This is a genomic window from Nocardioides sp. QY071 (genome assembly GCF_029961765.1).
Lineage (GTDB): Bacteria > Actinomycetota > Actinomycetes > Propionibacteriales > Nocardioidaceae > Nocardioides.
Genome location: NZ_CP124681.1, coordinates 3,023,382 through 3,047,903, shown reverse-complemented (window position 1 = coordinate 3,047,903; position 24,522 = coordinate 3,023,382). Strand labels below are relative to the sequence as shown.

The window sequence follows — 24,522 nt, the reverse complement described above, 5'->3', positions numbered from 1 at the left end:
GACATGGCTCGAGAGATCTCCCGCAACCAGCTGGCCCGACGCGGCCTGATCGCGATCGTCGCGCTCGCCGTCATCGGTGCCTTCATCACCCTGCGCAGCAACGGCACGTTCGGCTCGAAGCCGCACGTCACCGCCGAGGTCGCCAACGCCGGCGGCGCGCTGCGGTCCGGCTCCGACGTCAAGATGAACGGCGTCATCGTCGGCAAGGTCACCCAGATCAGCCGCGCCGCCTCGGGCGGCGTCACCGTCGACATGGAGATGTCGAAGAAGGACATGGACGTCGTGCCCGGCAACGTGGTGGCGCGGATCCTGCCCGCCACGGTGTTCGGTACGACGTTCGTCGACCTGGTCGTGCACGGCAAGCCCGCCGGCGAGCTCAAGGCCGGCGCGAAGGTGCAGGCCGACAGCACCCAGGAGACCCTGGAGCTGCAGCAGGCCCTCGACGACATCGACCGCCTGGTCAAGGCGCTGGGCCCGGCCGAGCTCGCCTCGGCGATCGGCTCGGCGGCCGAGGCGCTCGACGGTCGCGGCGGCCAGATCGGGCAGACCGTCCGCACATTGAACGACTACCTCGACCGGATCAACCCGCGGATGCCGCAGGTCCGGGCGGACCTGCAGGCGCTCGCCTCCACGACCCAGCTCGTCAACCAGATCGCGCCCGACCTGCTCGACGCGACCGACGACGTCCTGGTCACGCTGCACACGATCGTCACCCAGGAGGCAGCGATCACGGCGCTCATCAGCGGCGGCACCAACCTGGCGAAGACCTCGCGTGCCTTCCTGAACAAGAACGAGAAGAACCTGGTGGACTTCATCAACGGATCGGCGGTGCTGCTCGACGCGGTCTACGACAACCGCAAGGCCGGCATCACCGACGCGCTGGCGGTCAACATCCTGCTCGGCACCAACCTGCCCGAGGCGGTCCGCGGCGGCTTCGTGAAGACCGACGGCACGCTGCGCCTCTCGCCGCCGCCCTACTACACGAGCGGCCAGCAGCCCGTCTACCGCACGGGCAGCACCGACCCCGCGGGTGTCGGACGACTCTGGGGGGAGGGCCGATGACCGGGCTGCGCTCGATCGCGATCAAGTTCACCGCGTTCGCCATCGTGAGCGGGCTGATGCTGCTGCTGCTGGTCAACACCATGCAGAACGGCGTGCCCGGCGGGACCCACGAGTTCAAGGCCGAGTTCGCCGACGTCAGCGGCCTGCGCGTCGGTGACGACGTCAAGGCGGCCGGCGTCCGGGTCGGCCAGGTCAAGGACATCAAGGCGACGACCGACGGTGCCGAGATCAAGGTCGAGCTGGTCAAGGACCAGCCGCTGCTCGACACGACCAAGCTGGTCATGCGCTACCAGAACCTCCTCGGCCAGCGCTACATCTCGCTGATCCAGGGGGCACAGCGCGGTGCCGCGCTGAAGGACGGCGCCACGGTGCCGATCGCGCGGACCGACCCGGGCTTCGATCTGACCGGCCTGCTCAACGGGTTCCGGCCGCTGTTCAAGGTGCTCCAGCCCGGCGACGTCAACAAGCTCGCGTCCTCGCTGGTCAAGGTGCTCCAGGGCGAGGGCGGCACGGTCGAGCAGCTGCTCGCCCAGACCGGTCAGCTCAGCAACTTCCTCGCCGACCGCGACACCGTGATCGGTGAGGTGATGACCAACCTCAAGCCCGTGCTCGACAACATCGCCGGCCAGGGGGACGAGCTCTCCCAGACCGTCGTCGAGCTGCGCAAGCTGATGACCGGGCTGGCCGAGGACCGCAAGTCCATCGGGGCGTCGATCGACGGTGTCAGCCGGCTCGTCGGTGCGACCAGCTCGCTGCTCAAGGAGGTCAAGGTGCCCCTGACCAAGACGACCGACCGCCTGGTCACGGTCGCGGACATGTTCGAGAGGTCCCGGGGGAGCCTGGTGCAGGCGATCCCCGCGTTCACGACGGTCTTCGAGTCGCTCGGCCGGGCCACGTCGTACGAGAACGCGCTCAACGTCTACGTCTGCTCGCTCTCCGTGGCGCTGACGGAGAACGGTGCGGGCATCAACCCGGTCGGCAACAACGGCCCGTGGTCGGCGGCGTGCCGATGAAGCCCATGAACGAGCGCAACCCGCTGCGCGTCGGCATCGTGACCCTGGTCGTCATCGGGCTGGTGGCCGGGCTGGTCATCTTCCTCAGTGTCAGCACCTTCGGCACGAAGAAGTACACCGCCCTGCTCGAGCACACCGCCGGACTGCGCAAGGGGGAGGACGTCCAGGTGCACGGCGTGATCTCCGGCAAGGTCACCGGCATCGAGATCCAGGACGACCACGTCCAGGTGACCTTCGCCCTCGACTCGGACATCTCGCTGGGCGACCGCTCGACCGCGACGGTCAAGGTGGCGACGCTGCTCGGCACCCACTACCTCGAGGTCGACCCGCACGGCACCGGCGGCCTGGCGGGCAACCGGATCCCGCTCGAGCGGACCTCGGTGCCCTACAACCTGCAGGACGTCATCGAGAAGGGCACCGACGCCCTCGACGAGCTCGACCCCGAGCTGCTCGCCAAGGCGCTGACCGCCATGGCTGGCACCCTGGGCGCGAGCCAGGATGAGATCGGGCCGGCCCTCGAGGGCGTCGCCCGGCTCTCCGAGGTCGTCTCGAAGCGCTCCGACCAGGTCGGCGACCTGCTGGAGTCGACCCGCAAGGTCACCGACCAGCTCTCGGCCAGCAGCCAGGACATCGTCGGGCTGATGCAGCAGACCAACCTGGTCGTCAGCGAGATCACCGCCCGGCGCCAGGCGATCCACCGGCTGCTCGTCGAGACCACCGACCTGTCCAAGGCGCTGACCGCGATCGTGAAGTCGACCAACGGCAAGCTCAAGCCGGCGCTCAAGGACGTCAAGGCCGTCCTCGACACCCTCAACGGCCAGGACAAGCAGCTGACCAGGCTCCTGGAGAACATGGCGCCCGCGATCCGGTACGTCGCCAACGCCACCGGCAGCGGCCCCTACCTCCCGCTGTACGTCAAGCCGCCGGCGATCCCTGCCGACGACACCACCTGCAAGCTGGAAGGGACGTGCCAGCGATGACCGGGGCACTCAAGAAGGTGGGGGCGGCCGTCGCCGTCCTCGCGGTCCTGCTCACCACCGGCTGCGGCGTCGTCGGCGGGTCCGACAAGATGACCGTCAAGGCCTACTTCGCCGACTCGGCCGGCCTGTTCGTCGGCAACGACGTGGGCGTCCTCGGCGTCACCGTCGGCAAGGTCACCTCGATCGAGCCCGAGGGCGACAAGGTGCTGGTGACGATGGAGGTCGACTCCGAGCAGCCGGTCCCGGCTGACGCCGGTGCCGTCGTGGTGGCCCGGTCGGTCGCGACCGACCGCTACGTCGAGCTCACGCCCGTCTACCACAAGGGTGACAAGAAGCTCGCCGACAACGCGACGATCGCGCTCGACAAGACCCAGACCCCGGTCGACTTCGACCAGGTGCTGGCCTCCCTCAACGACTTCGCCACCGGCATCGGCGGCAACGCCGAGACCACCAAGGCGGTCCAGCGGTTCATCGACGCCGGCACCACGGCCCTCCAGGGCCGCGGACCGCTGCTGAACCAGACGATCCACTCGCTGGCCAACGGAGTCGACGGCATCGCCGCCCACCGCGAGGACATCGCCGCGACCCTGAAGTCGCTCGACGTGCTGCTCACCACCATCTCGGCGAACGAGGACACCGCGCGCACCTTCATCCAGCAGGTGTCGCAGGCCTCGCAGCTGCTCGCCGACGAGCGGGGCAACTTCCAGCAGGCGCTGCGCTCGCTCGACGAGGCGGTGACCACTGTCGCGAAGTTCGCGGTCGACAACCGTCAGTCCATCGTCGACAGCCTGGACGGCTCGACCAAGCTGATGAAGACCCTGCTGACCAAGCAGGACCAGCTCGCCGAGATCCTGCGGGTGATGCCGCTGGCGCTGCAGAACCTGCAGCTGATCCAGGGCGACCGGCTCCCGGTCCGGATCGACCCGTTGATCCTCGACCCGCTGGGTGGCGTCCTGCAGCAGCTGTGCAAGGGCCTGCTCGGCCCGCTGTGCAGCTTCATCAACGGCACGCAGCCGGGATCGTGAGGGGAGCGATGACTGCGATGAGGCTGACGGCGCGCACGACCGCCGTACGGACCGCCCTGGTCGCGCTGCTGGCGCTCGCGCTGGGCCTGCTGTCCGCGTGCGGCACCACCATGCGCGACCTGCCGATCCCCGGGACCGGGGTCTCCGGCGACACGATCGAGATCCAGGCCCAGTTCGACGACGCGCTCAACCTGGCCGTCGGTGCGCCGGTCAAGGTCAACGGCGTCGACATGGGCAAGGTCAAGTCGATCGAGGCCGACGACTTCACCGCCCGCGCCACGCTGACGGTGAAGAAGGACGCCGAGGTCCGCGACGGAGCCCAGGCGCGACTGCGCTACACCACGCCGCTCGGCGAGCTCTTCGTCGACGTGACCAACCCGGCCGACGGCAAGGTACTGGCCGACAAGGCGGTGCTGGCGCGCGAGAACACCACGACGGCGCCGTCCGTCGAGGACGCCCTGGCCCAGGCCTCGCTGCTCATCAACGGCGGCGGCCTCGACCAGCTGCAGACCGTCACCGAGGAGCTCAACACCGCGCTCAACGGCAACGAGGGCGACTACCGGGCGCTGCTCGACAAGGCCTCGGTGTTCCTCACCCAGGCCAACTCGACCACCCAGGCGATCGACAGCGTGCTCACCTCGATGAACGCGCTCTCGACCACACTCAACGGGCGCAAGAAGACGATCAACCGGGCACTGAAGGACATCCGCCCGGCGGCCAAGGTGCTGCGGGAGAAGACGCCCGCCTTCACCGAGCTGCTGGCGGAGGTCGAGAAGTTCAGCGGAGCGGCGAACGACACCGTCACCAAGACCCGTCAGCAGCTGCTCTCGATGCTCAGCGAGCTCGAGCCCGTGCTGGCCGAGTTCGCGGCCAACAACGGCACGTTCGAGAAGTCGCTGCAGGCCGTGATCAAGGCGTCGGGCTCGGCCGACGCGGTGATCGGGACCGACTACCTCAACATCGCGCTCGAGCTCCACATCGACAACCTCAACGTCGGCGGACTGCTCGAGGGCACGGTCAACGGGGTCGTGGGCGACCTGCTCGACCTGGTCGGGCTCGGTGACCTGCTCAAGGGCCTGCCCCTGCTCGGCGGCAACAAGACCGGCGCCAAGGCCGGCGCCAAGGGCAGCGGTACGCCGGCCACCGACGGCGCCGCCGGCGGGACGGGGACCACCACCCCCGACCCGCTCGGACTCGACGGCCTCCTGAAGGCCCTGTTCGGACGGGGGGCCTGAGATGCTGAAGCTGCTGGGCAACAAGCTCTACCTCAGCCTCGCGGGGATCATCGTCGTGCTCATCGTGACGACCGCCTACATCTTCGCGGCCGTCCTCGACCAGCCGCTGACCTCGCGGCCGGTGGAGGTCAAGGTCGAGCTCGCGCAGACGGGCGGCCTGTTCGAGGGGTCGGTGGTGACCTACCGCGGCATCAAGGTCGGCAAGGTCCGCTCGATCGTGCCCACCTCCAAGGGGGTCGAGGCCACGATCGCGATCACCACCGGCACCGAGATCCCCAGGGACTCGCTCGCCCGGGTGCGCAGCCTCTCGCCGGTCGGCGAGCAGTACCTCGACTTCCAACCGAAGCAGGTCAAGGGGCCCTTCCTCGCCAGTGGCGACAAGATCCCCGCCGAGTCGACCGACGTACCGAAGAGCCTGAGCTCGACGGTCGTCGCGGTCAACAACGTGCTGCGCCAGATCGACGACAAGAAGCTGCGGATCGTCCTCGGCGAGCTCAGCACGGGCCTCAAGGGGACCGGTGACGACCTCGGCCAGATCCTCGACCAGGGCACCGCGATCCTGCAGACCCTCGACGAGGTGTGGCCCGAGACCGACCGGATCATCAGCAGCTCCGGCGGCGTGCTGTCCATCGCTACCGACAACGCCGACTCGCTGCGGCAGCTCGCGACCTCGGCCAAGCAGTTCGCGAGGTTCCTGCGCAACTACGACCCGGAGCTGCGCGACCTGCTCAAGCGCGGCCCCGGCCAGGTCAACGAGCTGATCAAGCTGGTCAAGGACGCCGACCAGGTGCTGCCCGGGTTCTTGTCGACGGGCGTTAGCTTCACTGACGTGTTCCGTTCCTACGAGCCCCACCTGCGCGCCCTGCTGCAGAACTACTCGCCGGGCCTGCGGTCGCTGCTGTCCAAGGTCCGCGACGGCGAGCTGCGCATCGAGCTGATCCCCGACATGGATCCGCGGTGCAGCTACGGCACGTCCCGCCTCGACCCGAAGAAGACCGAGCGCCGGGCGCTGCAGAAGGACGGGCGCTGCGCGGCCTCCTTCGCCACGTTGCAGCGCGGTGCCGCCCACGCCCCGGGGCCGGTGCAGTGAGCCGGACGACGACCAGCACCCGGCGCGGCCGCGGTCCGCTGGCCCTGCTGTGCGCCCTGCTGCTCGCGCTGGGCCTGCTGGCCGGCGGGTGCGGCTCGAGCTCGGACGACAAGGCGCTGAAGGACGCGCTGGCCAAGGTCGACGAGCTCACCGCACGCGACGACGCGGAGAAGGCGGCGCTCGATGCCGCCAAGGAGCTGCTGGTCCAGATCACGTCGTACTCCTGGAAGGACGGCGAGCACGACTTCGCCTGGGTCGACAAGATCGCCAACACCGAGCTCAAGGACAAGCTGGCGCCCAACGTCGGCGACCTGCAGAAGGCGATCGTCGACGGCAAGGTCACCGCGAAGGGCCAGGTCGTAGACGCCGCCGGGCGGGTGGTCGACGACACCCAGGTCGAGGTGCTGGCCTTCGTCGACCAGGCGATCACCGACGACAAGAACGCCGACGTCAAGGTCGAGGAGCAGCGGGTCAGCATGACCATGAAGCTCGTCAAGGGCGAGTGGCTGGTCGACCGGCTGGACCTGCTCAGCGGCACCAACAGCGGCGAGGGTGCGCAGTAGCGTCGCGACCGACCCACTAGATTGACGCGCGTGGCGCACGACGACGGGGACTCGCTTGCCGGCCTGAGGACCGTGCTGCGGCGCGTCCTGCTGACCCTGATCGGCATCCCGTTCGTCGTCGCCATCGCGATGTCGCTCGTCGACTCCTACCGCCGGCGCGGCAAGCGGCCCAAGCCGTTCCCGACCACCGACCCGCGCACGGTCGCGGTCGGCGACGGGGACGTGACGACGTACACCTTCGGTCGTGACCTGTACGACGACATGCTCGCCGCGATCGAGGGCGCCGAGCGCCAGATCCTCTTCGAGACCTACATCTGGAAGGGCGACGCGACGGGGGAGCGGTTCAAGCGCGCCCTGATCGCGGCCGCCGAGCGCGGGGTCGACGTCTACTGCATCTACGACGGCTTCGCGAACCTCGTGGTCTCGCCGGCCTTCCAGCGCTTCCCGCCGAGCGTGAAGGTGCTGCGCTATCCCGTCTACACGGCCGGCTGGCGGTTCTTCGACCTGCGCCGCTACGGCCGCGACCACCGCAAGATCCTGGTCGTCGACGACAACCTCGGCTTCGTCGGCGGCTACAACATCGGCTCGGCCTACGAGTCGGAGTGGCGTGACACGCACGTCCGGATCACCGGTCCGGCGGTGTGGGACCTCAAACGGGCGTTCGCCGACTTCTGGAACCTCAACCGGCGACGCCGGCTGCGCTCCTCCGAGCGGCCGCTGCTGCTCGAGACCGCCTCGACCTGGGAGCCGCGGGTCCGGGTGCAGCGCAACGTGCCGCGGCTGTGGATGTTCCCGATCCGGGCGATGTACATCGAGGCGATCAACCGGGCCAGCCGCAATGTGTGGATGACCCAGGCCTACTTCCTGCCCGACGAGGACTTCATCGACGCGGTGAAGGCGGCGGCGCGACGCGGGGTCGACGTACGACTGCTGCTGCCGCTCAAGTCCAACCACATCGTGGCCGACTGGATCTCCCGCGGCCACTTCACGCAGCTGCTCGACGCGGGCGTGCGGATCCTGCGCTACCGCGACGCGATGGTGCACGCGAAGACCGCCACCGTCGACGGCACCTGGGCGACGGTCGGCACCGCCAACATCGACCGGCTCAGCCTGACGGGCAACTTCGAGATCAACGTCGAGATCATCGACGAGGGCTTCGCCCGCGAGCTCGAGGAGATCTTCGAGGTCGACCAGTCGAACTGCCTGGAGCTGACCAGCGGCGAGTGGGAGGCCCGCGACGTGCACCGCAAGTTCACCGAGGCGGTGCTGGCCCCCCTGCGGCCTCTTTTGTAGCCGGGTGGGTCGGGGCTGGTGCGCTGCGTGAGCGGCTCACGGTGTTGGTTTGGCGCTCGCTTCGCTCGCGCATGTCGGGCGCCCTTTAACGCGTGATCTTCCCTCGCTGCGCTCTCTTCCTCGCTGGCGCTCGGTCGCTCGCTCCGCTCGGTCCAGATCACGCGGGGCGCCCGACGGGGTTCAGCCGAACGACGTTCGGGCGCGCATGACATTCAGGCGAGCCCGTCGCGCGCGCCGCGTTGCCTGGACGGAGCGGAGCGAGCGCCAGCGAGCGCAGCGGAGGAAGGCAACGCGTCAAAGCGCGCGCGACATGCGAGCGCAGCGAGCCAATAGACATTGACGAACACTACTGTTCGTGAAACTGTCCGGGACATGGCGACCCTGCCCCGCGGCCGACACGGGCTGAGCCGTGCCGAGGTGGCCGCGGACCAGCGCGAGCGGATGTTCCACGCGCTGGCGGCGGCGATGACCGAGCGCGGGTACGTCGCCACTCCGGTCGCCGAGATCATCAAGCGGGCCGGCGTCTCGCGCGAGACGTTCTACCAGCACTTCGGCTCCAAGCAGGACTGTTTCATCGCGGCCTACGCGTGGGCGACCGACGCCCTCCGGGCCGGATTCGCCGCCGGGCTCGCCGCCAGGGGCACCCCGCAGAAACGCTTCGCGGCGCTGCTCGAGCGCTACCTCGCCGCCCTCGCCGAGGACCCGGGCCGCGCCCGGCTCTTCCTCGTCGAGGTGTACGCCGCCGGCCCCGAGGCGATGCGCCGTCGCGTGGAGGTCCAGCAGGAGGCGGCCGCGGCGCTCGCCACGGTCTTCTCGGCCCGGACCGCGCAGGAGCGGTTCGCCTGCGAGGCGCTGCTCGCCGCGATCATCCAGATGGTGACCGCCCGGATCACCCTCGGCGAGCCCGAGGAGCTCGCCGGGCTGCACCCGCCGCTCGTCGCCCTCGCCGCCTCGCTGTTCCCGCACTGACGACCGATCCAGGAGAAGTCCATGTGGTTCCGTGCTCCCGTCCGAGACCTGACCGGCAAGCAGGTCCTGGTCACCGGCGCCGCCAGCGGCATCGGCCGCGCCGTGGCCGAGCAGGCCGCCGACCGCGGCGCCGTGCTGCACCTCACCGACGTCCAGCCCGAGCGGCTGGCCGAGGTCGCCGACGCCATCCGGGCCCGCGGCGGGACGGTCGGCACCGCCGAGGTCGCCGACGTCTCCGACCACGGCCAGGTACGCCGCCTCGCGGCGCTGGTGACCGAGCGCGCGGGCGCGATGGACGTGGTCCTCAACGTCGCCGGCATCGCGATCTGGGGCACCGTCCGCAGCCTCGAGGCCGAGCACTGGCAGCGCCTGGTCGACGTCAACCTGATGGGTCCGATCCACGTGATCGAGGAGTTCGTGCCGCCGATGATCGACGCCGGCCGCGGTGGCCAGCTGGTCAACGTCTCCTCGGCCGCGGGGATCATCGCGATGCCGTGGCACGCGGCGTACAGCGCGTCGAAGTTCGGCCTGCGCGGGGTCTCCGAGGTGCTCCGCTACGACCTGCGCAAGCATCGGATCGGGGTCAGCCTGGTCTGCCCCGGCGGCGTCGACACCGGCCTGGTCGAGACCATCCGGATCGCCGGGATCGACCAGCAGAGCAAGGCCTTCGTCCGGGCCCGACGACACTTCCAGAAGCGTGCGGTCTCGCCCGAGCAGGCCGCCACCGCGATCTGGAGGGGCGCGCTGCGCAACCGCTACTGGGTCTACACCTCGCCCGACATCCGGCTGGTCCACTGGCTGCAGCGCTACTTCCCGCCCGGGTACGCCATCGCGATGCGGGTCTTCAACTACGGCGCCAACCGGGTGCTGCCCGCGGTCGAGCAGGCCCGGAGGACCGCATGAGCGGGGCCGGGACCACGGCACGGATCGCGCCGGGCGGCTGGCGCGAGGTCGGCCCGTTCGTGGCCGCCTTCGCCCGGATCGCGGGCCGGGTGCAGGGCACCGAGCCGCCGGCGGTCTTCCTGACCCTGGGCCGGCACCGGCGCCTGTTCTGGGGCTGGCTGCACTTCGCGGGCCGGCTGATGCCGGGCGGCCGGCTGTCCCGGCGGGAGTCGGAGCTGGTCATCGTCCGGGTCGCGGCGCGCCGCGGGTCGGCCTACGAGCTCGAGCAGCATCGCCGCCTGGCCCGCCGGGCCGGGCTCTCGCGCGAGGAGGTGGCGGCGATCGAGTCCTTCGGCGAGCACCCGGGACTGAGCGAGCGCGAGCGGCTGCTGCTGCGCGCCACCGACGAGCTGCTCGCCGACCAGGACATCCCCGACGGCCTGTGGGCCGAGCTGGGGGAGTGCTTCGAGGACCGCGAGCGGATCGAGATCGTGATGCTCGTGGGCCACTACGCGATGCTCGCCACCGCGCTGCACGCGTTGCGGGTGCAGCCGGACCGTCCGAGGTAGGGCAGCGCCAGGAGGACTGTCGGTGGCCCCTCGTACGCTGGAGCCATGCGTCCGGTCACCGATCTCGAGCGTCGCGTCGCGCCCTTCCACGTGCAGTCCGACTACCAGCCCTCGGGCGACCAGCCGGCCGCGATCGCCGAGATCACCAAGCGTCTCAACGACGGTGTCGAGGACGTCGTCCTGCTCGGCGCGACCGGCACCGGAAAGACCGCCACCGTGGCGTGGGTGGCCGAGCAGGTGCAGCGGCCGCTGCTGGTGCTCCAGCCCAACAAGACGCTGGCCGCACAGTTCGCCAACGAGCTGCGCCAGCTGTTCCCTGACAACGCGGTCGAGTACTTCGTCTCCTACTACGACTACTACCAGCCCGAGGCCTACGTCCCCCAGACCGACACCTACATCGAGAAGGACTCCTCGATCAACGAGGAGGTCGAGCGGCTGCGGCACTCCGCGACCAACAGCCTGCTCACGCGGCGCGACGTGATCGTGGTGTCGACCGTGTCGTGCATCTACGGCCTCGGCACCCCGCAGGAGTACGTCGACCGGATGGTCCGGCTGCGCGTCGGAGAGGAGCACGACCGCGACTCGGTGCTGCGCCGGCTCGTCGAGATCCAGTACACCCGCAACGACCTGGCCTTCACCCGCGGCACCTTCCGGGTCCGCGGCGACACGCTCGAGATCTTCCCGGTCTACGAGGAGCTGGCGGTGCGGATCGAGTTCTTCGGCGACGAGATCGAGCGGCTGATGACGCTGCACCCGGTCACCGGCGAGGTGCTCACCGAGGACCAAGAGCTCTACGTCTTCCCCGCGAGCCACTACATCGCCGGCCCGGAGCGGATGGAGCGGGCGATCAACGGCATCGAGGCCGAGCTCGCCGAGCAGCTGACCACGTTCGAGCGGCAGGGCAAGATGCTCGAGGCGCAGCGGCTGCGGATGCGCACGACGTACGACATCGAGATGATGCGGCAGGTCGGCTCCTGCTCGGGCATCGAGAACTACTCGATGCACATGGACGGTCGTGGCCGGGGGACCGCCCCCAACACCCTGCTCGACTACTTCCCCGAGGACTTCCTGCTCGTGGTCGACGAGTCCCACGTCGCGGTCCCGCAGATCGGCGGCATGTACGAGGGCGACATGTCGCGCAAGCGCAACCTGGTCGAGCACGGCTTCCGGCTGCCCAGCGCGATGGACAACCGGCCGCTGCGCTGGGAGGAGTTCCTCGAGCGGATCGGGCAGACCGTCTACCTGTCGGCGACGCCGGGCGACTACGAGCTCGACAAGGTGCAGGGCGACGTCGTCGAGCAGATCATCCGCCCGACCGGCCTGGTCGACCCCGAGGTCGTGGTCAAGCCGACGAAGGGCCAGATCGACGACCTGATCCACGAGATCCGCACCCGGGCCGAGAAGCAGGAGCGGGTCCTGGTCACCACGCTGACCAAGAAGATGTCCGAGGACCTCACCGACTACCTCCTCGACGCAGGCATCCGCACGCGCTACCTCCACTCCGAGGTCGACACCCTCAAGCGGATCGAGCTGCTGCGCGACCTGCGGCTGGGTGCCTACGACGTCCTGGTCGGCATCAACCTGCTCCGCGAGGGCCTCGACCTGCCCGAGGTCTCGTTGGTCTCGATCCTCGACGCCGACAAGGAGGGCTTCCTGCGCTCCGACAAGTCGCTCATCCAGACCATCGGCCGCGCGGCGCGCAATGTGTCCGGCGAGGTGCACATGTACGCCGACCGGATCACCCCGTCGATGGAGTCGGCCATCGACGAGACCAACCGGCGCCGGGCCAAGCAGGTCGCCTACAACGAGGCCCACGGCATCGACCCGCAGCCGCTGCGCAAGAAGATCGCCGACATCACCGAGATGCTCGCCCGCGAGGACGAGACCACCCAGGAGCTGCTGCAGACCTGGGCCGACGTCGGCCAGAAGGGTCGCGCCGGGGGAGTGAAGCCGAAGAAGTCACCCACGCCCCAGCTGCGCACGACCGACATCGGCGGGCATGCCGCCGAGCTGGCCGGGCTACCGAGCTCGGACCTGGCGCAGCTCATCCAGGACCTGACCGACCAGATGAAGGCGGCGGCCGCCGAGCTGCAGTTCGAGCTGGCCGCGCGGCTGCGCGACGAGATCGGGGAGCTCAAGAAGGAGCTGCGCCAGATGCTCGAAGCGACCAAGTGAGCCGTCGCACGTCCTCGCGAAGGCGGTCTGGGCCACCCGGAGCCGATAGCCTGCTGGTGTGAGCAACGAGCCTGGGCCGGTCCCCGGGCGTCGCTACACCGTGTGGATCGTCGGCCTCCTCGCCTACGGACTCGCGGTCTTCCACCGCAGCAGCCTCGCTGTCGCCGGGCTCGCCGCGACCGAGCGCTTCGACATCTCGGCCAGCCAGCTGGCGTCGTTCACCGTGCTCCAGCTGCTGGTCTACGCCTCCATGCAGATCCCGGTCGGGCTGATGGTCGACCGGTTCGGCTCACGGACCGTCCTCACGGCGGCCATCGTCGTGGTCGGCACCGGCCAGGCGGCCTTCGCCTTCGCCGACAGCTACGCGCTGGCGCTCGGCGCCCGGGTGCTGGTCGGTGCGGGCGACGCGATGACGTTCATCTGCGTGCTGCGCCTGGTCACCTCCTGGTTCCCGCGGCGCCAGGTGCCGCTGATCAGCCAGCTGACCGGCAACCTCGGCCAGCTCGGCGCCCTCGCCGCGGCCGCGCCGATGACCTGGGCGCTGGGCCACCTCGGCTGGACCCGCGCCTACCTCGGGGGCGCGCTCGCCGGGGCGGTGATGCTCGTGGTGCTGCGGGTGCTGCTCCACGACACGCCGACGCAGGCACACCTGCGCGGCGTACCGCTGAGCGCCCGGGCGCTGGTCGCCAGCCTGGCCGCGTCGTGGGCTCAGCCCGGCACCCGGCTGGGGCTGTGGATGCACTTCTCGACGCCGTTCAGCACCACCCTGATGGGCCTGCTGTGGGGCTTCCCCTTCCTGGTGACGGCCGAGCACCTCTCCGCCGGTACGGCGAGCGCGCTGCTCTCCCTGCTCGTCGCGACCTCGGTGGCCTACGGCCCGCTGCTCGGGTGGCTGGTCGGGCGGCACCCGTGGCACCGCTCGACGACCTCGCTGGTCATCGTCGGCGCCCTCGCGACGGCCTGGGGGCTGGTGCTGCTGTGGCCCGGCGACGCCCCTCTCCCGCTGCTGGTGCTCCTGATCGTCGTCGTCGGCGCGGGCGGGCCGGGCTCGATGATCGGCTTCGACGTCGCCCGCACCAGCAACCCTGACCACCGCACGGCGAGCGCCAGCGGGATCATCAACGTCGGCGGCTTCACCTCGGGCCTGCTCGCGGTCCTCGCGGTCGGGGCGGTCCTCGACGCGCTGACGCCGGGCGCGCAGGACTACACGCCCGAGGCGTTCCGGTGGGCGATGGCGACCCAGTACCTGCTGTGGACCCTCGGGGTGGTCCAGGTGCTGCGCTACCGGCGCCGGGTCCGCTCGCTGACCACCCGTGAGCAGGTGGCCGGAGGCTCCTCGATGGTGGACCTCACACCCGACGCGCGCTGAGCCCGACGAGGCGGGCGACGACGAGCGCGACGTAGAAGACGCCCGCGACCTGCTCGACCATCACGAACGACCGGGCCTGGTTCACGACCGGGTAGACGTCGGACAGGCCGACGCTGGTCAGCGTGGTGAAGGACAGGAAGAGCAGCTCGAACCAGCTCAGGGGTGAGCCGCCGTCGGGACTGTTGAAGCCGACGAAGGAGCCCGGCCAGAGCACCTGGGCCGCGGCGTAGAGGTAGGCGAACGCCCACGCCACGACGGTGAACGCCGCGCCGGTCGCGAAGATCTCGTCCACCGTGACCCGGTCGTCGTGGAAGAGGTAGCGGATCATCGCGTACGACACGAAGAAGTAGAACGGGACGTGGAAGGCCGCCGAGGCGAGCACGATCCAGTCCACGTCGGGCTGGACGGCCTCGAGCACGGCGAGCACGACGGCAGGGGCGCCGAGGAGGAGGACCACCCACCGCAGGGTGGCCGTCCGGCGTACCGCCCAGACCGCGGACAGTACGACGACCATCTGGAACACCCCGACGACCGCCCGTCCCGCGGCCGATCCCTCGAGCGCCGGGTAGGCGAGCACGACCACCAGCTGGGCCGCCAGCAGGAGTGCGGAGGGGTGACGGCCGATGACTTCCAGTGGCCGGGACGGCCTCGCGGCGGAGGACTGCACGAGCCGATCCTAGGAAACCGCCCGGCGTGACCCCGGCCACCACGGCGGCGTTGTGCGAGGGGAGGCGGCAAAAAGGACCAAGGGCCGGCCAAGTTGCCTTGGTCACAACGAGAACGTGTTCTAATATCGCCGGGTCCCTGGAGCGGGACCCGCTTGAACACCGTGGGGAGAGGAGTCGGGGCGTGGCTTTCAATGCCATGGCGGTCGTGCGTGGCCCTGGCGAGATCGCGCTGATGGTCGTGGAGGTGACCAAGCGGATCTTCACCCGGCCCTTCCAGGTGCGGGAGTTCCTCGAGCAGGCCTGGTTCGTCACCAGCGTGACGCTGATGCCGACCATCATGGTCTCGATCCCGTTCGGCGCGGTCATCTCGCTCCAGGTCGGCAACCTGACCGGTCAGCTGGGCGCCCAGTCCTTCGCCGGCGCGACCGCGGTGCTCGCCACCGTGCGCGAGGCGGCGCCGATGGCGGCGGCGATGATCATCGCCGGCGCCGCCGGCTCGGCGATCTGCTCCGACCTCGGCGCGCGCAAGATCCGCGAGGAGATCGATGCCATGGAGGTCCTCGGCATCGACCCGCTCGAGCGCCTGGTCGCGCCCCGCGTGGTGGCGACCATGTTCGTCGCCTTCATGATCAACGGCATCGTGATCGGCACCGGCATCGGCGGCGGCTACTTCTTCACCGTGATCGTCCAGGGCGGGTCGGCCGGCGCCTTCCTGTCCTCGTTCACCGCTCTCGCCTCCCTGCCCGACCTCTACATCGCGATGATCAAGGCGATCATCTTCGGCTGGCTCGCCGCGATCATCGGCGCCTACAAGGGCCTCAACGCCGGCGGCGGACCGAGCGGCGTCGGCCGGGCGGTCAACGAGTCGGTGATCATCGCCTTCATGGCGCTGTTCTTCCTCAACGCCGTGATCACCGCGATCTACTTCCAGGTCGCCCCGCCGGTGGGGTTGTGATGGCTGCCGCCGACTTCTTCGCCAACAGCTACAAGAGCGGGCGCTCCACCCTCGAGGGGTACGGCGACCAGCTGCTCTTCTACGTCAAGGCGCTGACCTGGGCGCCGCGGGCCGTCAAGCGCTACCCCCGCGAGATCATGAACACGCTGGCCGAGGTCGCCTTCGGCTCGGGCGGCCTGAGCCTGATCCTCGGCTCGGTCGGCGTGATCGCGTTCATGGCGTTCTTCGCCGGCACCGAGGTCGGCATCCAGGGCTACGCCTCGCTGAGCCAGATCGGCGTGGCGAAGTTCAGCGCCTTCATCTCCGCGTACTTCAACACCCGCGAGGTCGCACCGCTGGTGTCCTCGATCGCGCTCGCCGCGACCGTGGGCTGCGGCTACACCGCGCGCCTGGGCGCGATGCGGATCTCCGAGGAGATCGACGCGCTCGAGGTGATGGGCATCCCGTCGCTGCCGTTCCTCGTCACGACCCGCATGGTCGCGGCGTTCATCGCGGTCATCCCGCTCTACATCGTGGCGCTGTGCGCGTCGTACCTCTCGCCGAGGCTGATCGTCACCATGATCTACGGCCAGTCGGGTGGCACCTACGACCACTACTTCCTGCAGTTCCTGCCGCCGATCGACATGGTCTGGTCCTTCTTCAAGCTGCTTTTCCTCGCGGTCGCGGTGATCCTGATCCACTGCTACTACGGCTACACCGCCTCGGGCGGGCCTGCCGGCGTCGGCCGGGCGGTCGGCAAGGCGATCCGCACCAGCATCGTGACGATCGTGATGGCCGACTTCTTCCTGACCTTCGCCATCTGGGGCTCGACGACGACCGTCCGGATCACGGGGTGAGCCGCCGATGCTGGTGAACATCCATCACGACAGTGCCCGGGAGCACAACCGGCTCCTCGTCGCCGGGGCCGTGTTCCTGACCGTGATCGCGCTGCTCGTGTGGCTCTCGATCGCGATCTACAACAAGACCTTCGACAGCTCGACCACCGTCACCGTCAAGGCGGACCGCGCCGGCCTGCAGCTGGCCAAGTTCGGCGACGTGCGGATCAACGGCGTGCTGGTCGGCCGGGTCGACAAGATCGACCAGGACGGCAAGCAGGCCGAGATCACCCTCGCCATCGACAACGACGCCGCGAAGAAGATCCCCGCCAACGTGAGCGTGCGGATCCTGCCGACCACGCTGTTCGGCCAGAAGTTCGTCGCGCTGGTCCGGCCCGAGGCCGCCAGCGGGCACCTGCAGGACGGCGACGTCATCGCGTCGGACCGGGTGGACACCAACGTCGAGCTGAGCCAGGTGCTCGCCAACCTGTTCCCGCTGCTGCGCGCCGTGCGCCCCGCCGACCTCAACGCCACGCTGCACGCCCTGGCCACCGCGCTCGAGGGCCGCGGCGAGAAGCTCGGCGCGACCATGGACCAGCTCGGCGACTACATCGGTGCGATCGACGACCACCTGCCGACGCTGCGCAAGGACCTGGTCGCGCTCGCCGACGTCGCCGACGCGTACGACGTCGCCGCGCCCGACCTGCTCGACGTCCTCGACAACGTCACGGTCACCAGCAAGACGGTCACCGAGAAGGCCAAGGACCTCGACGTCTTCTTCTCCGACCTCACTGGCCTGTCCGACACCGCGACGAAGTTCCTCGCCGAGAACGAGCAGAACCTGATCCGGATGGGCCAGGTGACCGCGCCGGTCCTCGACCTGCTCGCGGAGTACTCCCCGGAGTTCCCCTGCCTGATCCGCGGTGCCGCCAACTACGCGCCGATCCTGTCCAAGACGTTCGAGGGCAACGTGGTCAAGCAGTACATCGAGTTCTTCCAGCCGCAGTTCCGGCCCTACGACGAGCGCGACCTGCCGTCGTACGGCGAGGTCGGGCACGGCCCGTGGTGCCTCGGGCTGCCGGACTTCACCATCCCGGCCCCGGCGCATCCCCTCGACCAGGGCTCCGACATCGACGAGAAGGGCGGCTTCTCGCCGCTGCCCCTGCAGGGTCTGCTGGGCCGGCCCGCCGCCATCGACAGCGGGTACGCCGGCAGCGTGGCCGAGCAGCGCGTGGTCAACGCGATGCTCGCCGGCGAGAGCGGTCACGACCCCGCGGCGTACGGCTCCCTCGGCACGCTGCTCTACGGGCCGGTCGTCCGGGAAGGGAAGGCGGCCGGATGAACCCCGGAGGGAACCAGCGCAACGCGGCCACGACGGCCGCGGCGATCAAGCTCGGCATCTTCACCGTCGTGTCGGTCTTCGTGACCGGCCTGCTGGCCGTGATCATGGGCAACGTCGGCTTCGGCGACCGCAACGAGTACCAGGCGATCTTCACCAACGCCACGATGCTGGAGAAGGGCGACGACGTCCGGGTCGCCGGCGTCAACGTCGGCGAGGTCAAGAAGGTCGAGCACTACCACCGCACGATGGCCAAGGTGACCTTCAAGGTCGACTCCGGCGTCAAGATGACCACGGCGTCCGAGGCCAAGATCCGGTTCCTCAACCTGGTCGGCGACCGCTACATGGCCCTGGAGCAGGGGACCGGCGCCGCGGAGGCGAAGGCACTGCCGGACGGCGCCACCATCCCGGTGCGCAACACCGAGCCGGCGCTCGACCTCACCGTGCTCTTCGACGGCTTCAAGCCGCTGTTCGCGGCGCTCACGCCCGACCAGGTCAACGAGCTGAGCATGAACCTGGTCCAGGTGCTCCAGGGCGAGGGAGGCACGGTCAAGAGCCTGCTCGACCACACCGCGTCGCTGACCTCGACCCTCGCCGACCGTGACCAGCTGGTCGGTGACGTGATCACGAACCTCACCCAGACCCTGAAGACGGTCGACGACCGGCACCAGCAGCTGAGCTCGCTCATCGTCTCCCTCAAGGACTGGATGACCGACCTCGCCAGGGACCGCGACACGATCGGCTCCTCGCTCGACAACATCTCCGAGCTGACGGTCGCCGTGGCCGACCTGCTGCGCCGCGGCCGGCCCCTGGTCAAGGAGGACATCGCCGCGCTGCGCGACCTGGCCAAGCTGCTCAACAAGAAGGAGAACCGGGACAACCTGGCCAGCCTCCTCGACCGGATGCCGGAGATGATGACCGACCAGACCCGCACCGGTACCTACGGCTCCTGGTACCAGTACTACGTCTGCGGCGTCTCCGCCCGGATCCGGCTGCCGATCATCAAGGACCTGCCGATCCTCAAGGAGATCGAGGACTACATCACCAACTTCTCCTTCAAGTCCAAGGCGCCGAGGTGTCAGGACCGATGAACAAGCACCAGCGCGCCCGCGACGCCCGCGTCCTCCGCCTCGGCGTCATCACCTTGGTCGTGATGGCCGTCGTGTCCGCCGCGACTTTCAACCTGGGCAAGTTCCCGGGCTTCCGCGGTACGACGTACTACGCCGAGTTCAGCGACGCCAGCGGCATCCACAAGGGCAACATCGTCCAGGTCGGCGGCATCCGCGTCGGCCGCGTCGCCGCGGTCACGCTCGCCGGCGACCGGGTCAAGGTGAAGTTCGAGATCGACGGTGACGTCGACTTCGGCAAGGAGAGCAGTGCCTCGATCGAGGTGCTCAACCTGCTGGGCGAGAAGTTCCTCGACCTCACCCCCGGTGGCAAGGGGCAGCTCGCCGAGGGCGGCACCATCCCGATGGAGCGCACCCAGGCGGCCTACGACATCGTCGGTGTCTTCGGCGACCTCACCACCACGACCGAGGAGATCGACACCCAGCAGCTCGCCACGGCGCTGGACACGGTGGCCGACACCCTCGACGAGTCCGCACCCGAGATCCAGGCGTCCTTCGACGGCATCTCCCGGCTCTCGCGGAGCATCGCGTCGCGCGACGCCGAGATCCAGACCCTGTTCGAGAGCTCGAAGGAGGTCACGAAGGTCCTCGCCGACCGCAGCGACGACATCGTCGACCTGATGAAGAACAGCGACCTCGTGTTCCAGGAGCTGACCAAGCGCAGGGACGCGGTGCACGCACTGCTCGTCAACGCCCGCTCGCTGGCCAAGGAGCTGCGCGGCGTGGTCGAGGACAACGAGCAGCAGATCGGCCCCGCGCTCAAGGAGGTCGACGGGCTGGTGAGCTTCCTGGTCTCCAAGAAGGACAAGCTCAAGGCGACCCTGGCCGCCCTCGGTCCCTACGTGTCCATCCTCAGCAACATCATCGGCACCGGGCCCTGGTTCGACGCGTACGCCGCGAACGTCCTCGCGATCCCGACCGGTGAGTTCGTCCCCGGAACGGGGCTGTGATCGCCATGGTGTCCACCGTCCTCAAGCGCATCGACCGGCGCGTGATCGCTCTCGTCGCCGTCGTGCTGCTGCTCGCCGTGACGATCAACCTGGTCCGTTCGCCCGCCGAGACGAAGACCGTGACCGCGCACTTCCCGCGCGCGGTCAGCGTCTACAAGGGCACCGACGTGCGGATCCTCGGCGTCAACGTCGGCAAGGTGACCGCCGTGATCCCCGAGGGCAACTCGGTCCGCGTCGAGATGGAGTACGACGCGTCGTACGAGGTCCCGGCTAAGGCGCAGGCCGTCATCGTCACGCCCACCCTGGTCGCGGACCGCTTCGTCCAGCTCACCCCGGTCTTCCAGGGCGGCGACGTGATGGCCGACGGCGCCGACATCGCGCTGCCCGAGACGGCCGTGCCGGTCGAGCTCGACCGCATCTACGGCAGCCTGCAGGCGCTGACCCGCGCACTCGGCCCCAACGGCGTCAACGCCGACGGCACCCTCGACCACCTGCTGGAGGCCGGTAACAAGGCGTTCAGCGGCCAGGGCGCCAAGGGCAACCAGATGATCCAGGACCTCGCCGACGCGGCGAAGACCTTCGGTGACGGCGCCGGTCCGCTGTTCGAGTCGGTCACCCAGCTCGCGAAGTTCACCAGCACGCTCGCCCAGAACGACTCGCTGGTCCGGGGCTTCATGCAGGACCTCACCGGCGTCTCGGCGATGCTGGCCGACGAGAGCGACGAGCTGCAGAAGGCCGTCGCCGCCGTCGCCAAGGCGGTCGGCAGCGTCAAGGGCTTCGTCAAGAACAACCGCGACGCATTCGTCGCCGACATCGCGAAGCTCACCGACGTGATGAGCACCATCGCCTCGGAGAAGGACAACATCCAGACCGCCGTCGAGGTGGCGCCGGTCGCGATGGGCAACCTGGCGATGGGCTTCGACCACGTCAGCGACAGCCAGAACTCCCGCTTCGCCATCGGCGGCAACGTGTGGGACGCCGACGGCTTCATCTGCGGCCTCATCCAGCAGCACCCGGCGATGCCGCCGGCGCTCAAGGACACCGCCTGCGAGCTGATCGAGAAGCTCATCGAGCCGATCGTGACCCAGCTGCCGTGGCTGCCGCCCGGATACAAGCAGTACCTGCCGAAGCAGGCCGCCTCGAAGAAGGGCATCCAGGTGCCGGAGATCTCCGACGTGTCCTACTCGACCGGCGACGACGCGTCCGTCCAGAACCTGCTGGGAGGTGGCTCGTGAACGGCACCCTCCGCCGCGTCCTCGCGCTGCTGCTCGGCACCGCCCTGCTCACCGGCTGCAGCAGCTTCGACGGCGCCTACGACCTGCCGCTGCCCGGTCACCCGGTCGACGCCGACGACGCGTTCGAGGTCACGGCGTACTTCCACGACGTGCTCAACGTGGTCCCGCGCTCGCCCGTCATGGTCGACGACGTGGTCGTCGGCGAGGTGACCCAGGTCGAGCGGTCCGGCTGGAACGCCAAGGTCACCCTGCGGGTGCGCAAGGACGTCGAGCTGCCGGACAACTCGATCGCCGACATCCGCCAGGTCTCGCTGCTCGGCGAGAAGTACGTCTCGCTGCAGGCACCCCAGCAGGAGGCGCCGAGCGGGCGCCTCGGCCAGGGCGACGAGATCGCCCTGGCCAAGACCGGCCGCAACCCGGAGGTCGAGGAGGTGCTCGGCGCGCTGTCCTTCCTGCTCAGCGGTGGCGGCGTCGCGCAGCTCGGCACGATCACCAAGGAGGCCAACCTGGTCATGTCCGGGCGCGAGGACCGCCTGCGGGCCCTGCTGTCCTCGCTGGACTCGGTGGTCGGGACCATCGACCAGCAGAAGCTCGACATCATCTCGGCGCTCGAGTCGCTCAACAACCTCACCTCGACGCTGAACGCCGAGAAGAAGACGATCGGCGACGCGCTCGACGCCGTCGGGCCCGCCGTCGACGTGCTGGCCGCCCAGCACGACGAGCTGATCGCGATGCTCGGCTCGCTCGACAACCTCGGCAAGGTCGGCACCCGCGTGATCAACGCCAGCAAGGAGGACGTGCTCAAGATCCTCGCCGACCTCAGCCCGATCCTGCGCCGGCTCACCGAGGCCGACGAGCAGCTTGCGCCCGGCCTCAACCTGCTGGTCAGCTTCCCGTTCCCGCAGGCGGCCAACAACATCGTCCAGGGTGACTACGCCGACACGATCATCCGCGCCGACCTCAACCTCGAGAACCTCTACAAGACGCTCGGCCTGCCCGAGGTCGAGCTGCCCGACCTCGGCGAGGTCCTCGACTCGGTCAGCAAGTGCCTCAAGAGCGGCAGCCTGACCAGCGTGTCCTGCCTCAAGGTGCTCAGCGACGTCAACCTGCTCCAGGACCTGCAGACCAAGTGCCAGGACCCGAAGATCAGCGGCAGCCCCGTCTGCAAGCTGCTGACCTCGCTGCCGAACCTCGACCTGGGCGGGTTGCTCACCGGCTCCAACGGAGTCCTCGGCCCCGACGGCCTGCTCGGCGGACTGCTCAAGGGTCTCACCGGAGCCCAACGGTCGTCGTACCAGACCTCGCCGGAGAACCTGCTGGGCGGGGGACTGGCATGACCAGGGGCGTCCGGATCCGGCTGATGGCGTTCGTCGTCCTCAGCGCCGTCGGCATCACCTACATCGCCGCCAGCTATCTCGGCATCATCGACCGGATCACCGGCCGGGGGATCACCGTCACCGCCAGCCTGCCCGGCTCCGGCGGCCTGTTCGAGGGCAGCGAGGTGACCTACCGCGGTGTGAAGATCGGGCGCGTCGCGAAGATGGACACCACCGAGAAGGGGGTCGACCTGACCCTCGACCTGGAGGAGAACACCCGGCTGCCGCTGGACTCGCGGCTGTTCGTGCACAACCTCTCGGCCGTCGGCGAGCAGTACCTCGACTTCCAGCCGCCCGACGAGAAGGGCCCGTACGCCGAGGACGGCTCGACCTTCGCCGGCGACGACCAGTCACTGCCCGTCGACGAGGGCGACCTGCTCGTCGACCTCAGCCGCTTCGTCGACTCCGTCGACAAGGACAGCCTCGAGAAGGTCGTCAAGGAGCTCGGCACCATGTTCACCGACACCGGTGACGACCTGCAGGAGCTGCTCGACGGCGGCTCGGCGTTCATCGCCGAGGCCAACGCCCACACCGACGAGACGATCCAGCTGCTTGACAGCGGCCTCGCGGTGCTGAAGACGCAGCAGGGCCAGAAGGAGAACATCCGCCGGTTCGCCGACGACCTCAACACGCTCACCACGGCGCTACGCGGCAGCGACGGCAACCTACGCACGGTGCTGAGCGCGACCCCCGGCGCCGCCAGGGCGCTGACCCGGCTGCTCAAGGAGCTCTCGCCGACCGTGCCGGTGCTCCTCGGCGACCTGGTCACCGTCGACCAGGTGCTGGTCACCGAGCTCGACGGCATCGAGCAGCTGCTCGTCACCTACCCCGTGCTCATCTCCGGCGGCCCGACCGGAAGCACCGCGGACGGCTGGGGTCACGTCAACCTGCAGTTCGACTACAGCGTGCCGCCGTGCACCCAGGGCTACGTCCCGCCGTCCGAGTGGCGCTCGACCCAGGACCTGACCGACAAGAAGCCTGCCGACGTCAGCTGCACCGCAGGGGCGCCGTACTCGATGCGCGGCAGCAAGTACGCACCGGCGTACCGCAAGAACCGGGCCTCGCCCGGTCGCGTCTACAGTGGCACCTACGACCCGTCCACCGGTCAGGTGCCCGGGCTGGTCGACAACCAGGGGACTCCGGTCGAGCTGCGGCAGCCGGAGGACCTTTCCGTCCTGGGAGGGGATGCGTGGAAGTGGCTGTTGGTCGGTCCGGTGGCGAGCAAGTGAGCGTGGACAGGAGCCGGGTCCGTCTCAACATCGCCCTCTACGCCGCCACGGTGCTGTGCGGGTGCGTGGCTCTGCTGCTGCTCTACCTCCACGTGACCACCTCCGACAACGAGGTCAACGGCACCGACGTCGTCCCCGGCGCGGGCCAGGACGTCGGCCGCGGCCTCGTCGAGGCGGTCCCGCTCGCGGACGACGCCGAGCAGGAGCGCACCGCCGCGCAGCTCGAGGCGGCGAGCAAGATGGTCACCGCGTTCGTGAACTTCGACTACCAGGACCCGGCCCGCACCATCGAGGCGGTCAAGTCGATGGCGACCGGCACCTTCCTGTCGCAGTACAGCAAGGGCGCCAAGGATCTCGAGAAGCTCGCCACCGAGGCACAGTCGAGCATGGTCGCCGAAGTCGTCTGGACCGGCCTGGTCGCCGGCGACGAGGACACCGCGACGGCCATCGTCGCCACCAGCGGCACGGTGAAGAACAAGACGACGAACTTCCAGCCGGAGGCCCGCAACTACCGCATCCAGCTCGAGCTCGTGCGGGAGGGCGGTCGCTGGTTGACCAAGGACCTCCAGTACGTCGCGCTGGGCTGACGCTGCGCAGGACGAG

23 protein-coding genes are annotated in these 24,522 nt (G+C 69.3%); 22 read left to right on the top strand and 1 reads right to left on the bottom strand.

Annotated elements, in window-relative coordinates:
• Positions 1 to 3: 3 nt before the first annotated feature.
• From QI633_RS14745 to QI633_RS14685, 13 genes are all read left to right on the top strand, one after another.
• A complete protein-coding gene (locus QI633_RS14745) occupies positions 4 to 1,062 on the top strand; it encodes an MlaD family protein (protein WP_282426201.1) in 1,059 nt (352 codons plus the stop codon).
• Positions 1,059 to 2,075, top strand: a complete 1,017-nt coding sequence (locus QI633_RS14740) for an MlaD family protein (protein ID WP_141798509.1) — start codon at positions 1,059 to 1,061, stop codon at positions 2,073 to 2,075. The genes QI633_RS14745 and QI633_RS14740 overlap by 4 nt, the downstream gene beginning before the upstream one ends.
• A gap of 5 nt (positions 2,076 to 2,080) precedes the next feature.
• The gene (locus QI633_RS14735) at positions 2,081 to 3,055 is read left to right on the top strand and encodes an MCE family protein (protein ID WP_160158231.1); all 975 of its coding nucleotides are present in this window, start codon (positions 2,081 to 2,083) and stop codon (positions 3,053 to 3,055) included.
• Positions 3,052 to 4,080, top strand: coding sequence for an MCE family protein (locus tag QI633_RS14730; RefSeq protein WP_141798511.1), 1,029 nt, complete (start codon positions 3,052 to 3,054; stop codon positions 4,078 to 4,080). The genes QI633_RS14735 and QI633_RS14730 overlap by 4 nt, the downstream gene beginning before the upstream one ends.
• An 8-nt stretch (positions 4,081 to 4,088) precedes the next feature.
• The gene (locus tag QI633_RS14725) at positions 4,089 to 5,315 is read left to right on the top strand and encodes an MCE family protein (RefSeq protein ID WP_141798512.1); all 1,227 of its coding nucleotides are present in this window, start codon (positions 4,089 to 4,091) and stop codon (positions 5,313 to 5,315) included.
• A 1-nt stretch (position 5,316) separates the two neighbouring features.
• A complete protein-coding gene (locus QI633_RS14720; protein WP_141798513.1) occupies positions 5,317 to 6,405 on the top strand; it encodes an MlaD family protein in 1,089 nt (362 codons plus the stop codon).
• Positions 6,402 to 6,968, top strand: a complete 567-nt coding sequence (locus QI633_RS14715; protein ID WP_141798514.1) for a hypothetical protein — start codon at positions 6,402 to 6,404, stop codon at positions 6,966 to 6,968. The genes QI633_RS14720 and QI633_RS14715 overlap by 4 nt, the downstream gene beginning before the upstream one ends.
• 30 nt (positions 6,969 to 6,998) lie before the next feature.
• Positions 6,999 to 8,261: a phospholipase D-like domain-containing protein gene (locus QI633_RS14710; RefSeq protein WP_282426200.1), complete on the top strand. Its 1,263-nt coding sequence runs from the start codon at positions 6,999 to 7,001 to the stop codon at positions 8,259 to 8,261.
• Positions 8,262 to 8,633: 372 nt separating this feature from the next.
• Positions 8,634 to 9,230, top strand: a complete 597-nt coding sequence (locus QI633_RS14705; protein WP_282426199.1) for a TetR/AcrR family transcriptional regulator — start codon at positions 8,634 to 8,636, stop codon at positions 9,228 to 9,230.
• Between the two features lie 21 nt (positions 9,231 to 9,251).
• On the top strand, positions 9,252 to 10,133 hold the full coding sequence (locus QI633_RS14700; RefSeq protein WP_282426198.1) for an SDR family oxidoreductase: 882 nt from the start codon (positions 9,252 to 9,254) through the stop codon (positions 10,131 to 10,133).
• Positions 10,130 to 10,681 (top strand): carboxymuconolactone decarboxylase family protein, encoded by a 552-nt coding sequence (locus QI633_RS14695; RefSeq protein ID WP_282426197.1) that lies wholly within the window; start codon positions 10,130 to 10,132, stop codon positions 10,679 to 10,681. The genes QI633_RS14700 and QI633_RS14695 overlap by 4 nt, the downstream gene beginning before the upstream one ends.
• A 45-nt stretch (positions 10,682 to 10,726) precedes the next feature.
• Positions 10,727 to 12,856, top strand: coding sequence for an excinuclease ABC subunit UvrB (uvrB, locus tag QI633_RS14690; protein ID WP_141798518.1), 2,130 nt, complete (start codon positions 10,727 to 10,729; stop codon positions 12,854 to 12,856).
• A gap of 58 nt (positions 12,857 to 12,914) precedes the next feature.
• The gene (locus QI633_RS14685) at positions 12,915 to 14,225 is read left to right on the top strand and encodes an MFS transporter (protein ID WP_282426196.1); all 1,311 of its coding nucleotides are present in this window, start codon (positions 12,915 to 12,917) and stop codon (positions 14,223 to 14,225) included.
• On the opposite strand, the gene QI633_RS14680 is transcribed toward QI633_RS14685, so the two are convergent.
• Positions 14,206 to 14,892, bottom strand: a complete 687-nt coding sequence (locus tag QI633_RS14680; protein ID WP_260805943.1) for an ion channel — start codon at positions 14,890 to 14,892, stop codon at positions 14,206 to 14,208. The genes QI633_RS14685 and QI633_RS14680 overlap by 20 nt on opposite strands.
• 197 nt (positions 14,893 to 15,089) lie before the next feature.
• Here QI633_RS14680 and QI633_RS14675 point away from each other — a divergent pair, with 197 nt between their 5' ends.
• Genes QI633_RS14675 through QI633_RS14635 form a run of 9 tightly spaced genes read left to right on the top strand, consistent with a single transcriptional unit; the run spans position 15,090 to position 24,506 of the window.
• Complete coding sequence (locus QI633_RS14675) at positions 15,090 to 15,848, top strand: ABC transporter permease (RefSeq protein ID WP_141801029.1); 759 nt, start codon at positions 15,090 to 15,092, stop codon at positions 15,846 to 15,848.
• Positions 15,848 to 16,684 (top strand): ABC transporter permease, encoded by an 837-nt coding sequence (locus QI633_RS14670; RefSeq protein ID WP_141798519.1) that lies wholly within the window; start codon positions 15,848 to 15,850, stop codon positions 16,682 to 16,684. The genes QI633_RS14675 and QI633_RS14670 overlap by 1 nt, the downstream gene beginning before the upstream one ends.
• Before the next feature lie 7 nt (positions 16,685 to 16,691).
• Entirely contained in the window at positions 16,692 to 18,005 is a 1,314-nt protein-coding gene (locus QI633_RS14665; RefSeq protein WP_282426195.1) for an MCE family protein, read from the top strand.
• A complete protein-coding gene (locus QI633_RS14660) occupies positions 18,002 to 19,093 on the top strand; it encodes an MCE family protein (RefSeq protein ID WP_141798521.1) in 1,092 nt (363 codons plus the stop codon). Before QI633_RS14665 ends, QI633_RS14660 begins: the two co-directional genes overlap by 4 nt.
• On the top strand, positions 19,090 to 20,079 hold the full coding sequence (locus QI633_RS14655) for an MlaD family protein (RefSeq protein ID WP_141798522.1): 990 nt from the start codon (positions 19,090 to 19,092) through the stop codon (positions 20,077 to 20,079). The genes QI633_RS14660 and QI633_RS14655 overlap by 4 nt, the downstream gene beginning before the upstream one ends.
• Before the next feature lie 5 nt (positions 20,080 to 20,084).
• Entirely contained in the window at positions 20,085 to 21,314 is a 1,230-nt protein-coding gene (locus tag QI633_RS14650) for an MCE family protein (protein ID WP_141798523.1), read from the top strand.
• The gene (locus QI633_RS14645; protein WP_282426194.1) at positions 21,311 to 22,651 is read left to right on the top strand and encodes an MCE family protein; all 1,341 of its coding nucleotides are present in this window, start codon (positions 21,311 to 21,313) and stop codon (positions 22,649 to 22,651) included. Before QI633_RS14650 ends, QI633_RS14645 begins: the two co-directional genes overlap by 4 nt.
• A complete protein-coding gene (locus tag QI633_RS14640) occupies positions 22,648 to 23,919 on the top strand; it encodes an MlaD family protein (protein ID WP_141798524.1) in 1,272 nt (423 codons plus the stop codon). The genes QI633_RS14645 and QI633_RS14640 overlap by 4 nt, the downstream gene beginning before the upstream one ends.
• Positions 23,916 to 24,506, top strand: coding sequence for a hypothetical protein (locus QI633_RS14635; protein ID WP_282426193.1), 591 nt, complete (start codon positions 23,916 to 23,918; stop codon positions 24,504 to 24,506). Before QI633_RS14640 ends, QI633_RS14635 begins: the two co-directional genes overlap by 4 nt.
• Positions 24,507 to 24,522: the final 16 nt, after the last annotated feature.

Coding starts and splice junctions, on each gene's coding strand:
- QI633_RS14740 (WP_141798509.1), top strand. CDS start 1,059: ATGACCGGGCTGCGCTCGATCGCGATCAAGTTCACCGCGTTCGCCATC.
- QI633_RS14735 (WP_160158231.1), top strand. CDS start 2,081: ATGAACGAGCGCAACCCGCTGCGCGTCGGCATCGTGACCCTGGTCGTC.
- QI633_RS14725 (WP_141798512.1), top strand. CDS start 4,089: ATGACTGCGATGAGGCTGACGGCGCGCACGACCGCCGTACGGACCGCC.
- QI633_RS14730 (WP_141798511.1), top strand. CDS start 3,052: ATGACCGGGGCACTCAAGAAGGTGGGGGCGGCCGTCGCCGTCCTCGCG.
- QI633_RS14655 (WP_141798522.1), top strand. CDS start 19,090: ATGAACAAGCACCAGCGCGCCCGCGACGCCCGCGTCCTCCGCCTCGGC.
- QI633_RS14650 (WP_141798523.1), top strand. CDS start 20,085: ATGGTGTCCACCGTCCTCAAGCGCATCGACCGGCGCGTGATCGCTCTC.
- QI633_RS14705 (WP_282426199.1), top strand. CDS start 8,634: ATGGCGACCCTGCCCCGCGGCCGACACGGGCTGAGCCGTGCCGAGGTG.
- QI633_RS14745 (WP_282426201.1), top strand. CDS start 4: ATGGCTCGAGAGATCTCCCGCAACCAGCTGGCCCGACGCGGCCTGATC.
- QI633_RS14640 (WP_141798524.1), top strand. CDS start 22,648: ATGACCAGGGGCGTCCGGATCCGGCTGATGGCGTTCGTCGTCCTCAGC.
- QI633_RS14720 (WP_141798513.1), top strand. CDS start 5,317: ATGCTGAAGCTGCTGGGCAACAAGCTCTACCTCAGCCTCGCGGGGATC.
- QI633_RS14675 (WP_141801029.1), top strand. CDS start 15,090: ATGGCGGTCGTGCGTGGCCCTGGCGAGATCGCGCTGATGGTCGTGGAG.
- QI633_RS14700 (WP_282426198.1), top strand. CDS start 9,252: ATGTGGTTCCGTGCTCCCGTCCGAGACCTGACCGGCAAGCAGGTCCTG.
- QI633_RS14670 (WP_141798519.1), top strand. CDS start 15,848: ATGGCTGCCGCCGACTTCTTCGCCAACAGCTACAAGAGCGGGCGCTCC.
- uvrB (WP_141798518.1), top strand. CDS start 10,727: ATGCGTCCGGTCACCGATCTCGAGCGTCGCGTCGCGCCCTTCCACGTG.
- QI633_RS14695 (WP_282426197.1), top strand. CDS start 10,130: ATGAGCGGGGCCGGGACCACGGCACGGATCGCGCCGGGCGGCTGGCGC.
- QI633_RS14660 (WP_141798521.1), top strand. CDS start 18,002: ATGAACCCCGGAGGGAACCAGCGCAACGCGGCCACGACGGCCGCGGCG.
- QI633_RS14665 (WP_282426195.1), top strand. CDS start 16,692: ATGCTGGTGAACATCCATCACGACAGTGCCCGGGAGCACAACCGGCTC.